The organism is Phyllobacterium endophyticum (genome assembly GCF_003010935.1).
GTDB classification, from domain to species: Bacteria; Pseudomonadota; Alphaproteobacteria; order Rhizobiales; family Rhizobiaceae; genus Phyllobacterium; species Phyllobacterium endophyticum.
Map to the genome: position 1 here is coordinate 217,038 of NZ_PGGN01000007.1, position 12,961 is coordinate 229,998.

Annotated in this window: 12 protein-coding genes; 6 read left to right on the plus strand and 6 right to left on the minus strand. The window is 57.4% G+C overall.

Going from position 1 to position 12,961, the window contains the following annotated elements:
- Positions 1-16 precede the first annotated feature (16 nt).
- On the plus strand, positions 17-1,168 hold the full coding sequence (locus CU100_RS25415) for a helix-turn-helix domain-containing protein (RefSeq protein ID WP_106719428.1): 1,152 nt from the start codon (positions 17-19) through the stop codon (positions 1,166-1,168).
- Between the two features lie 167 nt (positions 1,169-1,335).
- Here the strand turns inward: CU100_RS25415 and CU100_RS25420 are convergent, their stop codons facing one another.
- Positions 1,336-1,743, minus strand: a complete 408-nt coding sequence (locus tag CU100_RS25420) for a cyclophilin-like fold protein (RefSeq protein ID WP_106719429.1) — start codon at positions 1,741-1,743, stop codon at positions 1,336-1,338.
- A gap of 256 nt (positions 1,744-1,999) precedes the next feature.
- On the opposite strand from CU100_RS25420, the gene CU100_RS25425 reads away from it, so the two are divergent.
- Both CU100_RS25425 and gnd read left to right on the plus strand, forming a co-directional pair.
- A complete protein-coding gene (locus tag CU100_RS25425; RefSeq protein ID WP_106719430.1) occupies positions 2,000-2,188 on the plus strand; it encodes a hypothetical protein in 189 nt (62 codons plus the stop codon).
- Between the two features lie 345 nt (positions 2,189-2,533).
- Positions 2,534-3,571 (plus strand): phosphogluconate dehydrogenase (NAD(+)-dependent, decarboxylating), encoded by a 1,038-nt coding sequence (gnd, locus tag CU100_RS25430; protein ID WP_106719431.1) that lies wholly within the window; start codon positions 2,534-2,536, stop codon positions 3,569-3,571.
- An 81-nt stretch (positions 3,572-3,652) separates the two neighbouring features.
- Here gnd and CU100_RS25435 read toward each other — a convergent pair whose 3' ends face one another.
- On the minus strand, positions 3,653-4,657 hold the full coding sequence (locus tag CU100_RS25435) for an aldo/keto reductase (RefSeq protein ID WP_106719432.1): 1,005 nt from the start codon (positions 4,655-4,657) through the stop codon (positions 3,653-3,655).
- Between the two features lie 102 nt (positions 4,658-4,759).
- Between CU100_RS25435 and CU100_RS25440 the strand changes: the two genes are divergently transcribed.
- The 3 genes from CU100_RS25440 to CU100_RS25450 all read left to right on the plus strand — a co-directional run bounded on the left by CU100_RS25440 (position 4,760) and on the right by CU100_RS25450 (position 7,643).
- Complete coding sequence (locus tag CU100_RS25440; protein ID WP_106719433.1) at positions 4,760-5,668, plus strand: LysR family transcriptional regulator; 909 nt, start codon at positions 4,760-4,762, stop codon at positions 5,666-5,668.
- Between the two features lie 116 nt (positions 5,669-5,784).
- Positions 5,785-7,074, plus strand: a complete 1,290-nt coding sequence (locus CU100_RS25445) for an Hsp70 family protein (RefSeq protein WP_106719434.1) — start codon at positions 5,785-5,787, stop codon at positions 7,072-7,074.
- Between the two features lie 86 nt (positions 7,075-7,160).
- Positions 7,161-7,643: a MaoC family dehydratase gene (locus CU100_RS25450; protein ID WP_106719435.1), complete on the plus strand. Its 483-nt coding sequence runs from the start codon at positions 7,161-7,163 to the stop codon at positions 7,641-7,643.
- A gap of 7 nt (positions 7,644-7,650) precedes the next feature.
- On the opposite strand, the gene CU100_RS25455 is transcribed toward CU100_RS25450, so the two are convergent.
- The 4 genes from CU100_RS25455 to CU100_RS25470 form a co-directional block, all read right to left on the minus strand.
- Positions 7,651-8,826 carry an alpha/beta hydrolase gene (locus tag CU100_RS25455; RefSeq protein ID WP_106719436.1) on the minus strand — a complete coding sequence of 392 codons (1,176 nt, stop codon included), beginning with the start codon at positions 8,824-8,826 and terminating at the stop codon, positions 7,651-7,653.
- Between the two features lie 245 nt (positions 8,827-9,071).
- Positions 9,072-9,626 carry a sarcosine oxidase subunit gamma gene (locus tag CU100_RS25460; RefSeq protein ID WP_106719437.1) on the minus strand — a complete coding sequence of 185 codons (555 nt, stop codon included), beginning with the start codon at positions 9,624-9,626 and terminating at the stop codon, positions 9,072-9,074.
- Positions 9,619-12,597 (minus strand): sarcosine oxidase subunit alpha, encoded by a 2,979-nt coding sequence (locus CU100_RS25465; RefSeq protein ID WP_106719438.1) that lies wholly within the window; start codon positions 12,595-12,597, stop codon positions 9,619-9,621. The genes CU100_RS25460 and CU100_RS25465 overlap by 8 nt, the downstream gene beginning before the upstream one ends.
- Before the next feature lie 4 nt (positions 12,598-12,601).
- On the minus strand, positions 12,602-12,955 hold the full coding sequence (locus CU100_RS25470; protein ID WP_106719439.1) for a sarcosine oxidase subunit delta: 354 nt from the start codon (positions 12,953-12,955) through the stop codon (positions 12,602-12,604).
- Positions 12,956-12,961 lie beyond the last annotated feature (6 nt).

A 12,961-nucleotide genomic window follows, 5' to 3' on the forward strand; every position in this document is an offset into this window, starting at 1 on the left:
GTACGATGGTGAAATTATGAACGCTCATGATCACATCGTGCCGTCGGATGCCTCGCTCGATCGAAACTTCGCGCATGTCGCAGCGGCGTCTCCCGTGGGCTGTCCGCCACTCCCATCGAAACGCTCATCTCAAGCCGTATTTGCTATTCCTGCATTCAGTTTTGATACCAGAAGCTTGCCGGTTGAAGTCCAATACCAGTCGTGGCGCAAAAGCTTCTCGTCGATGCTCGAGTTTGGCGAATGCAGGGACACGTCTCGTGGGTTTGAAGGAAAGCAAACGGTCTGGGATCTCGGCAGCCTGGCGTTCTCCCGGATCAGAACCAGTGCACTCGAATTTGCAAGTATCCCTGGTCACACGCGCAGGGAAACGCTCGATCATTGGACGTTGACTGTTCCACTCAACGGATCGATCAGCACCGTTGGTCCGGCAGGAAGCTTTCAAGGCGGCGCCGGTATCGTACAGGTCCATGCGCTGGGGCGTGGGTTTGAGGGAAATGTAACAGATAGCGAAATGCTGATGCTTTTCGTTCCCCGGGACTTCGACCCGGAAGTGGCATATGTCCTCAGCGCTTCGGAGTTCTCCGCAGTCGACACGACGATGGGCCGGCTATTGTCCGATTACTTCATCGGACTGGCGAAACGGTTGCCAGCGGTCGATCTGGAAAATTTGCCTGAACTTGTGGGCGCGACGCGGGCGATGATCCGGGCGTGCCTGCTGCCCTCTCAAGGCAACATCGAGGAGGCTCGAGCACCTATCGCCCGCGTGTTGCTCGAAAAGGCGCGTCGTATAGTACAATCCAGATTGTTCGACCCATCGTTCAATGCAAATGTCCTGTGCCGCGACCTCGCGATTTCACGCACAGGTCTTTATCGGATGTTCGAGCCGTTCGGCGGCGTCATGCATTACCTGCAGCACCAGCGTCTGCTCGATGCACACGCGGTGTTGGCCGATCCAAACGACAAACGTCGTATCGTCGAAATTGCTGAACAACGGTGTTTCAGTGACGGCGCAGAGTTCAGCCGGGCATTCAAAAGGGAGTTCGGCTATACGCCAAGCGAAGTGAGAGCCGGCCGCAAGAGCGGTGTGCCGAGCAGGCCAACCGCCGAGATGACCACGGCAGCTCCTGAAGAGCGCCTTGGATTGCTATTGCGCAAGCTTCACGGTTGACCTGCAACAACGATGAGGTTTTCGATGTGTCAGGGTTGGGCTGGGAATTTGTGACCTGATGGTTCTTGCATGGTCGTCCCGGCATGTTTCAGGCTTCGAACTCCGGGCATCATCTCCTGCGATAGGTGCCAGAGCGGCGCTAGCTTCGCGCCTACACTGCACGTGCATCAGTCACGTTCAATTCTCACCGCGACGGAACCGGGACGATCAAAGACTGCAACATTGCCGGGGACCTTCCCCAGCACAATGATGCCTGGCAAAGGGACACGACCACTCCGATAGTAGATTACGAAGTGATCGGAACTCCACAGCCCGAGCGTGCCGATCGAGAAGTCGCGCTGGCGCGTCTGCTCCGGCAATGCGGCCGGCAACTTGCCAGTCTTCTCCTGGCGAAGATGGTCACTCATCTCGATGGTGCGCGGCAACATCTGAGCCAACGACTTCGCGGCTTCATTACCAGCGAGATCGGCCGTGACCTCGCCCCAGTTTGACGAAAGGCGAATACGTTCTTGCGCCATCGTGGGTCCAATCATTCCGAATGCGATAACAGCGGTGCTCAGCAACGATTTCAGCACGGTTCATTCCTCCGTTTCCTGATAGTGCGATGGAGCCTGCGTTTGCGGTGCGGGCTCCATGTAGCCGGCGAGGTGCTGGCCGAAGAAGTTCGTCGGGAAGCGCTACGCCATCGGGATTGAAGCGAGATCGGGGCCCGACGAGCGGCACCATCCTCAGCGAAACCGGTCTGACCACTCCTCCAACAAAAGTGTGATTTCGTCTTATGGGGATCAGCATATAAACTGGGCGGCGCATCACGAAGTTAGGAGTTGGACGATGAGAACAATCCTTGTACTTGCCGCTGCCTTTGGTTTCACCATGTCCGCCGCGTCGGCCGATTGCGCCGGACATACCGCATCCGTCGACAAACAGACGAAGACAGCGAGTATTTCGACAGACCAGACCCCCATCCCTTCCAGTTCTGAATCAGTCAAGGAGGAACGGCCACAGCAGGAAGCCGATTAACGCGGCTCACCGGGAGATCGTTTCTATCGCAAGGCACCCGCGTGCTGGACATTCGTTCGCGCGGGGCTTCACTATCGGATCAGTTGATCGGCCTGTTTGGAATTCAGCTATATTGAGGAGCACCGGGCGGTGACATGGCACCGCCCTTGCGCTGGTGGGACGCTCGCGTCAAGCAACCAAAGCGACGCTCTCCGAGCACCTCGCAAGGGAGCAAGCTCGCGTCAATGCCTTGCCTTTCCAGACTCTGGCTTGTCTCCAGACGCGCTGACTTGCGGTGCGCGGCATTGCCCTGCCGCCAATTAGGTGTAGCTTCCTCAACATTCTAATTTTTGGCGGAGATTCGACATGCAGTTGGGTATGATTGGACTGGGGCGTATGGGCAGCAACATGGCACAGCGCTTGATGAAGCATGGACATGACTGTGTCGTACACGATACCCGTGCCGAGAGTATGATAGAACTGCAAAGTCTTGGCGCTAAAGGCAGCACCTCCCTGCAGGAATTTGTCTCGATGCTGGCAAAGCCGCGTGCCGTTTGGCTTATGTTGCCGGCCGCCGTAGTCGACAAGGTCCTGGCCCAATTGGTACCTTTGCTGGACAAGGACGATATCGTCATCGATGGTGGAAATTCTTACTACCATGATGATATTCGCCGCAGCGGCGAACTTAAATCCAGCGGCGTTCACTATGTCGACGTGGGGACGAGTGGCGGAATTTTTGGCTTCGAGCGCGGCTACTGCCTGATGATTGGCGGCGAGAACGATATTGTTCAACACCTGGCCCCCATCTTTGCTGCTCTTGCTCCCGGCAAGGGCAATGTATCTGAAACACCGAGCCGTCTGGAGAACCCCGTGGTGGGCAGTACGGCTGATCAAGGTTATCTGCATTGCGGGCCACATGGCGCCGGGCATTTTGTCAAAATGGTGCATAATGGCATCGAGTACGGTTTGATGGCTGCCTATGCGGAAGGCCTCAACATTCTGCGCAACGCCGATATCGGTTTGCGAGCACATGAGGTCGACGCGGAAACGACGCCGCTTCAGCACCCCGAACACTATCAGTACGAGTTCAACCTGCCCGACGTTGCGGAAGTATGGCGGCGCGGCAGCGTCATCAGTTCCTGGCTTCTCGATCTCACGGCCGATGCCTTGCATGGCGATCCGGCGCTGGCGGGCTATGAGGGGCGTGTTTCGGATTCCGGCGAAGGCCGCTGGACTGTTATGGCGGCTATCGACGAGGCCGTACCGACGCCCGTACTCAGCGCCGCCTTGCAGGAGCGCTTCTCCTCGCGCGGCAACGCCGATTTCGCCAACAAGATCTTGTCCGCCATGCGACGCGAATTTGGAGGACACATGGAAAAGCAGGCGCCAAAATCGGCAGGGTAGCCCCACCCGGGACGCCGCCTGCATCGGATGAAACTAACGCGCACAACCCGGAAACACCGCTGTTTGGGGTCGTGGCAAGCCTCAATGGCGGGAACCAGCCTCACTGTCGAGATGCGCCATCTGCGCCTCGGAATAGCGTGTTCCGGCGGCTGCGCCCTTGGGCACAGCCCTTTCGATGGCGCTGAGGTCTTCGCTTGTAAGCTCGACATCGAGCGCGCCAAGAGCCTCGTTCAACCGGTCAAGCCGCCGCGCCCCGATTACCGGTATGACGTCTTTACCCTGCGTGGCGACCCAGGCGATGGCAATCTGTGCGACCGTAACTCCTTTGCTAGTTGCGATCTCTTGCAAGGCATCGACCAGCGCGAGGTTCTTGTCGACGTTCTCGCCTTGAAAACGTGGGCTATGCGTCCGGAAGTCGCCCGGGCCTGCATTGTCTTTTTTCCAGTGACCGCTGATGAGGCCTCGAGAAAGCACCCCGTAGGCAGTGACTGCGATCCCCAGTTCGCGGCAGGTCTGCAGGATGTTATCTTCGATACCGCGAGATATCAGCGAATACTCGATCTGCAGGTCCACGATTGGATGAACGGCTGCGGCTTTCCGGATCGTTGCCGAACCAACCTCTGACAAGCCAATGTGCTTGACATAACCCGCTTTGACCATGTCGGAGATCGCCCCAATCGTGTCTTCAATGGGTACGTTTGGATCAAGTCTCGCCGGGCGATATATGTCGATATAGTCGACCCCAAGGCGCTGCAACGAACAGGCGAGGAAGTTTTTTGTAGCTTCCGGCCGCGCGTCAAAGCCGGACCAACCGCCGGCTGGATCGCGTAGCGCTCCATATTTGACGCTGAGGATCACATCTTCACGCCTCTTGCCATTCAGGGCCTCTGCGATAAGCATCTCATTGTGGCCCTGACCATAGAAATCGCCCGTGTCGAGAAGATTGATCCCCGCATCCAGCGAAGCATGAATGGTTGCAATGCTTTCAGCCCGATCCGAGGGGCCATACATGCCAGACATGCCCATGCAGCCAAGTCCAATCCCGGAAACTTTCGGCCCGGTTCTTCCAAGGTGAAGATATCTCATATGTCTCAACTCCGTAGTTCAACCTTCGCCAATCAATATAAAAGAGCCTTGCGTGTGCGATAATCCGGTATATTCTGCACGGGTCGTACGGAAAAATGCACAATGCCCAATCTATTTGACCTCGATGCTTTCGTTGCCGTCGCACAGGCCCGCAGTTTTCGCGCTGCCGCGACGCTCCGCGGTGTCTCGGCGTCTTCGCTGAGCGAGGCGATACGCCGGCTGGAGGCGCGTGTCGGCGTCAGACTTCTCAACCGAACCACACGCAGCGTAACGCCAACCGAGGCGGGAACACAGCTGCTCGAGCGACTCAATCCAGCCCTGAGCGAGATTGCGAGTGCACTCGATGCTTTGAACAATTTCCGCGACAGTCCCTCCGGTACCCTCAAGCTCAACGTACCGGTCATCGTAGCGCAGAAGATTCTGCCGCCTATCGTGAATCGGTTTCTCGCTGCACATCCCGGAATCACGCTGGAGGTTTCAGCCTCTGACACATTCATCGATGTCTTGGCCGCAGGCTTCGACGCGGGCATTCGTTATGACGAGAGCATCGAGCGCGACATGATTGCGATCCCGATAGGGCCGCGCAGCCAGCGGTTTGTTGTCGCTGCGGCTCCAGCCTATATCGCAAAGAAAGGCAAGCCTGAGCATCCGCGTGAACTTATCCACCACGCATGCATACGCCACCGTTTTGCCAGCGGCGTTATCCCAGGTTGGGAATTCGAACGGGGCGGCAAACTGATAAAAGTCACCCCTAAGGGTCCGCTCATTGCCTCGACGGCGGCAGTCAGCGTTGGTGCCGCCGTCGCGGGTATCGGGCTGATCTATACGTTTGAGGAATACGTGAGTTCAGCCATCGCGAGCGGCGAGCTTGTCCCAGTGCTTGGCGCCTGGTGGCAAAGCTTTACCGGACCGCGGTTGTACTATCCGAGCCGCACGCACATGCCCGTCCCGCTGCGGGCTTTCGTTGATTTCATCCAAAGCGCCGGAGAGCGGGCCCGGGTTGAAGCCTAGCCCACTTGCATCCATTGCTCTGCCATGCAATGACGCGCGTTCCCAATCGGTGAGGCGCTTGGCCTCCCCTCCACATGTTCACGGCCCATCAATTTTTGGCATCAAGGAGCGCGGCCATGGCTCAGGCGCTGGGTTTCGACTTTGGCACAACCAACACTGTCATGGCCCTTGCCAACGGGGCATCGACCCGCTCGCTGTCGTTCACCAGCACCGCCGGAACGGCTGACAGCATGCGCACCGCCTTGTCATTCATGAAAGATCCATTGGCTGGCGCATCGGCACTGAAGGTAGAAGCCGGCCATGCGGCAATTCGCCAGTTCATTGATCATCCTGGCGAATGCCGCTTCCTGCAATCGATCAAGACCTTTGCCGCCAGTGCTCTCTTTCAGGGTACATTGATATTTGCCAAGCGGCAGACGTTTGAAGATCTGATGGAAATTTTTCTGCGCCGTCTCAAAACCTATGCCGGCGACAACTGGCCTGCCGACATCACGCGCATTGTCACCGGACGTCCTGTGCATTTTGCCGGCGCCAATCCAGACGCGGTTCTGGCAACCGAGCGCTATAACGCGGCGCTCACACGATTCGGCTTTCCGGAAATCCACTTCGTTTATGAGCCGGTAGCGGCAGCCTTTTATTTCGCCCAGCATCTACAATCCGATGCTACCGTGCTGGTAGCCGATTTCGGCGGCGGCACGACAGACTATTCGATCATCCGCTTCGAAACATCAGGGGGCAAACTTAGCGCGACGCCCGTCGGGCATTCCGGCGTCGGCGTCGCGGGCGATCATTTCGATTATCGCATGATCGATCAAATCGTATCACCGCAAATCGGCAAAGGCAGCCTGTTCAAGAGCTTCAACAAAACCTTGGAAGTTCCATCTTCCTGGTACGCGAATTTCGGCCGCTGGAATCAGCTGTCGATCTTCAAGACTTCAAAGGAGTTCGTCGCCCTCAAGAAATTGGTTCGTGACAGCCTGGAGCCGGAAAAACTCGAAACATTCGTAGATCTGGTGGATCATGACGAGGGCTATCCGCTCTATCAGGCCGTGTCCGCAACCAAAATTGCGCTCTCCTCGGCAGATGAAGCGGAATTCAATTTCGCCCCGCTTGGCGATGGAGGGCGCAAACTGATACGCCGTTCTGATTTTGAAAACTGGATTTCCGGTGATCTGGAGCGAATAGAAGGGGCCTTGGACGATGTGCTTGAGAAGACAAATACGTCACCTTCCAGCATCGACAAGATATTCCTGACCGGCGGAACATCATTCGTTCCCGCGGTTCGCCGCATTTTCACCGAGCGCTTCGATCACGGCCGGATCGAGAGTGGGGGCGAACTGCTCTCTATTGCCCACGGCCTCGCGCTTATCGGGGAGCGCGACGACATCCAGCAGTGGACCGCTTAGGATACGCTGGTCGGGGATGACAAATGGCGCGCTAGAGACTATCGAAAGCCAGTATCCCGAATGAACGCGCGCAGAAAGTCGAGACTATGAAAGCAGCGATGACGCTCAAGCAACTGAAAGCAGCTATCGGAACTGAAATTGGCTGCTCGGAGTGGCGCACGATTACCCAGGAAATGATCAATCAGTTTGCCGACGCAACCGATGATCACCAGTTCATCCATGTAGATCCCGAGCGCGCAGCAAAAGAGGCCCCCTTTGGTGGCACTATCGCGCATGGGTTTCTGACAATCTCGCTGCTGTCGACATTGGCCTATGAGGCCTTACCGATGATCGAAGGCGCAACAATGGGTATCAATTACGGTTTCGACAAGGTCCGCTTTATGTCGCCCGTTGTTACCGGCAAGCGCGTACGGGCTCGTTTCAAACTCGCTGATGCGGATATTCGCCCCTCGGGCCGTGTCCTCAACAATTACGAGGTCACGTTGGAGATTGAAAACACGCTCAAGCCCGCCCTCGTCGCAAACTGGTTGACCCTTGCCATACTTGCACAACCTCCGGAAATGGACTGAGCCAACGTCAAGCCAGTCGCCCTTCGGCATCCAGTGGTGCAGGGCTGTCCCGATAGGTCGTCATGAGTTCTTTGAATTCGAACGGCCCCTGAACAAACATGCCAATATCGTACGGGTTGCGGATCTGCGCTCCCTTAAGAAACAGAAGGTGCATCTTGAAGAAGTTCGCCTTCGCCCTGGCATAACGATTGGCACTGTGGATATTTTTGAAGCGGATCTGACGGACAATAGGGTGGTTGAGCGGCTTTATGCCGAGAGCGGCGGCAGGATCCGACTTATAAAAGTGGATGATGTCGGAGATCGTCTGGAATTCCGTCCATAGAACCGGCGCTTCCTGGAATACGATTCTGGCATCTTCACGCAGGCTTGCAGCGCGAGGATGAAATGCAATCATCAGCAGGCACGAGCCTGCCGCAAGCAAGGATACTGGTCTCTGCCGTAGCAGTGCGGGATCACTGCGCCAAACATCGGCTATGGCCTCCACGGCTGGAACAGTGCCGAGGCTGTGACCTATAATGACCACCTCGTCGGCATTGCTCGCACGCAATTTATCGCAAAGGTGCCTGGCGAATTCGCGCCGCCGTTCCACAAGACCGGCGTTACGCAGATGGATACGATCTGCTGCTGCTGTCCAATCGTCGAGCAGGTAGGAGAAGAACAATTTGTCGCCCGGCCAGCGGACGAGCAATCGGCCCACCAACAACGCGAACGGTATCGTCCAGACCATGTGAAGTGCATGGAATCCTGCAAGCAGCGGCAATGCCCCTAGAAAGATCGTCACCAGAGTTACGAAACAGGCAAAGGCAAACGGCCACAGGAAGAATATACAAAAGCGCCAGCTCGTCCGAAGATAGCGAAAAAATGTGCCGCTCAGTAGGATATCGAAAAACGCGATCAGGCCGGTGAGGAACCGCGTCGCGACATTCCGGGCGGCATAGGCGTCGAAAATATCGGCACTGCCAAACTGGCAGAATTCCGTTTCCGTCTGCCAGTCCGCGCCGGTTGTTTCGATACGCATCGAACCTATATCGCGCCCCTCCATCGTCATGGATGATGCCTGCGTCCTGGCGTGCCATAGCCGGCTGAAATCAGCGCAGCTATTCAGATACCGGCCACGCACCTTGTCAGGGTGTAATCCCTCATAGCCGGTAAAATTGATAACCAGACGCTTTCTTACAGCCATCACGATTTCTCTATGCAAAGAGACCACGCGAACTGGCAGTCACCGGCATTTCACTTGGGGAAAACAGTGGCGCAATTGAGATAGCGCCCAACTCCTGCGCCCCTAACATAAAATTCCGCGTATGGTACTATGAAAAACCCGTCAAACGTTTTTCACAGCGTTCTTTTCCTCGGTAATTCCAATCAAAACGCACTAGAGGTGCGCGGGCTCACGCAGCCGACGCTAAGGCCATTGTTCCTTTGGTGCTAAACGGCCACGTCGCGCGCAGACTCCCGCAGAAATGCATAGGCATAGTTCGCGAATGACCGCCAGCATTCCACGCGGAACCTGTTTTCAGCATTGCGCCACAGGACAATCTCGATCTTGCCAAGAACAGTTCTGGACGCCGCCCCCACCGGGAAAGCCTTCAACGACAAATCCTGCGGGCAGCCACCATTGACCACAGCGGCAGCTCCCCTGCCGTCCACGATTATTCCCACGTTGCGGTGAGAAATATCGACCGCCGAATGCAGCACTTTCGCTTCGGCAAGATCGGCCGCAACGCTGCTGTCGACGTCATCTATGATCAGCCACTCGTCGGGGCCAAGCCACAGCGCCGCTCGGCTTCCGCTGGTAGCGGTCGTCTTCGGTTTCGTCGGCAACGCCAAACCGAGCGTCCCTGACAGAGCCGCTACTGCATCGGCCCTGCTTCGAAGCGAAACACGCGTCGCATTGTCAGCAAGGGTAACTGATGCGGACGCAACATCCGGGTTGCCCGCTTGCAGCGGATGCAATCGCGTTGCATGGGCCAACTCAACCATTCAAACGCTCTCCCTTTTCATCGAAAAACACCATTCCCGTGACCTCTACTTCGATCACTCCATTGGGCATCGGTACGTAAAGCGTTTCGCCGAGCCGCTTCGTCCCGTCGATCACCAGGGCCAAAGCGATGGAGCGACCGCAATTTTCCGACCAGTAGGACGAGGTCACATGGCCGATCATGGTCATTGGTACGGGCTGGTTGGGGTTAGCCACGATCTGCGCACCCTCTTCCAGCACAATCGTCGGGTCAACAGTCTTCAATCCCACGAGCTGTTTACGGCCATTGGCCACCAGATCCCGGCGCAACAAACCGCGGATGCCGACATAATCCGTTTTGTTCTTGCCGATAGCCCAGGTCAGCCCTGCATCATGCGGTGTGACGGTCCCGTCCGTATCCTGACCAACGATGATATAACCCTTCTCGGCGCGCAGGACATGCATCGCTTCCGTGCCATAGGGCGTGAGCCCGAGCGGCTTGCCTCGGCCGTAAACTGCTTCCCAGACTGCCCTGCCGTAATCCGCAGGCACGTTGATTTCATAGCCGGACTCACCGGTGAACGACATACGGAACAGCCGTGTCGGCACTCCGCAAATCTTGCCTTCGCGCACGCTCATATGCGGCATGGCCTCATTGGACATATCGATGCCTTCAACCAGCGGCGCTATGATCTCGCGGGCCTTTGGGCCTTGTACGGCAATGACCGCCCATTGCTCCGTTGTGGAGGTGAGCCAGACATTGAGATGCGGGAATTCTGTCTGGAGATAGTCTTCCATATGATGCATGACCCGCGGCGCGCCGCCAGTCGTTGTGGTCACGTGAAAGCGGTCCTCCGCCAGCCGTCCAACGACGCCGTCGTCATAAATAAAACCATCCTCGCGCAGCATGATGCCGTAACGGCAGCGTCCCACGCCAAGTTTCTCCCACGGATTGGTATAGAGAAGCTCGAGGAACTTAGCGGCATCCGGACCAACGACTTCGATTTTGCCGAGCGTAGATGCGTCGAAAATGCCGGCTTGGTTACGCACGGCGACACACTCGCGGTTGACTGCGCTGTGCATGTCTTCGCCGGCCTGGGGATAGTACCAGGCCCGTTTCCATTGACCGACATCTTCGAAAGCCGCGCCCTGAGCTGCGTGCCAATCATGCATCGGCGTCTCGCGTGTGGGATCGAACAGATCATGCCGCGCGTGATTGACGATCGCACCAAATGTGACCGGCGTAAACGGCGCGCGGAATGTAGTCAGTCCAACCGCCGGGATCGGCCGGTCAAGGGCCTCAGCGGCAATCGCAAGGCCGTGGAGATTTGAAGTCTTGCCCTGGTCCGTCGCCATTCCATTGGTGGTGAAGCGCTTGACATGCTCGATCGAGTGCATGCCCTCACGCACGGCAAGTCGAACATCCTTGGCAGTGACATCATTCTGGAAATCGACAAACGCCTTTACACTCGTATCGGCGCCAGCGCCGGGTGCCGAGCCTATCATGCCGCCTGTCCATTCGGTTCCGTTGGTCGCGACGATTGGTGAGGTTCTGCCTTCACCAGCTGCAAGTCCCTCGTCCAATGTCGCCTGCAAACCATCTGTGCCGTTGCAAGCGCCGACGGATACGCAATCCTGCGCGTATGTCCCGGGCAGAAAGCGTTCGTTCGCCGCATCCCATGTCACCTTGCCGCGAGATTGTGAAAACAGGTGCACTGACGGCGTCCAGCCGCCCGACATGATCAGCGCATCGACGGCGACCTTGCGTTCGCTTCCGCCCCTGGTCGGCTGGATCGACATCGACGACACGCGCCGCTTGCCCCCGGCACTGAAGACGGCATGACCGGTCAGCACTTCGATATCAAGCGAGCGGGCAGCATCCACGATCGCGGAGGTCGGATTGTCTCGCGTATCGACGATGACCGGCACGTCGATACCGGCGTTCTTCAGGTCGATCGCCGCCGCATACGCGGAATCGTTGGACGTGTAGACACCGACTTTGCGGCCGACGGCAACTCCATGCTGATTGAGGAATAGTCGGGCGGCCGATGCGAGCATGACGCCAGGCCGGTCATTATTGGCGAAGACCAGATGCCGCTCGATGGCACCGGTGGCCAAAACGACCTTCTTGGCCCGAACCTGCCACAACCGCTCGCGCGGCATGTCCAAAGCTGGACTGCTCAGATGATCGCTGATGCGCTCGACCAATCCAACGAAGTTCTGCGCGTAATAACCGAACGCAGTCGTGCGGGTCAGCACGGTGACATTATCGAGAGCGCGCAGTTTCGTGATTGCCGACGCCGCCCATTCATAGCCCGGCTGGCCGTCAATGGTAACGGCGCTTTCATAACGGAGAGCTCCACCCGCCTCCGGTTGTTCGTCACAGATGATGACGCTGGCACCAGTCGATGCGGCACTGAGAGCAGCCGCCAGACCGGCGGCACCCGCGCCGACGATGAGCACATCGCAATGGGCGAAACGGTTGGAATAACGGTCGGTATCCGGCTCGCCCGGCGTCACGCCCAGACCCGCAGCAGCACGAATCCTTGGTTCGTAGATCGACTTCCACGCAAACTTCGGCCACATGAAAGTTTTGTAGTAGAAGCCCGCCGGCAGCATCGGCGAAAACACGTCTCCAAGCGCGCCGACGTCGAACGTGAGCGAGGGCCAGCGATTCTGGGATTTCACTTTGAGACCGTCGTAGATTTCCTGCACGGTCGCGCGCACATTGGGCTGCCTGCGAGACTTGTCACGCTCGATATCCACCAAGGCGTTCGGCTCTTCGCTGCCTGCGGAGAGAATGCCGCGTGGCCGGTGATATTTGAATGAACGCCCGACGAGATGAATACCGTTGGCGAGTAGCGCGGAAGCCAGCGTATCGCCTTCGAGCCCGGTCAGGTTCTGCCCGTCAAACGTAAAGCGTACGGTTTTCGCCGGGGTCAAACGGCCCGCGCCGTGGATACGATTGCTGCCGGAATGGGTAGAGGTGCTCATCGGCTCAAACCTCCACTTTCTTGGTACGCGGTGAGCGCTTGGTCACGGGCAGTTCCGCCGGCGCGGGCGAAAGTTGGGGCTGCATGTCCGGGCGGGGCTCCCCGGCCTTGTAAACTGTCAGGAATTTGTCGGACACGGAATCGCGAACCGCATTGAAGAATCTTCCGCACCCATGAATATGGCGCCAGCGCTCGAACTGCAGCCCCTTCGGATTCTGGCGGAAATAGAGAAACGCTGCAAAATCCTCATCGGATTGTTCAGTAATCGGATTGGCGCGCACGAGATGCGCTTCACCAGCGTTGCGGAACTCTAGTTCGGGGCGCTCTTCTTCACAATAAGGGCATTTGATGAGAAGCATGTCGTG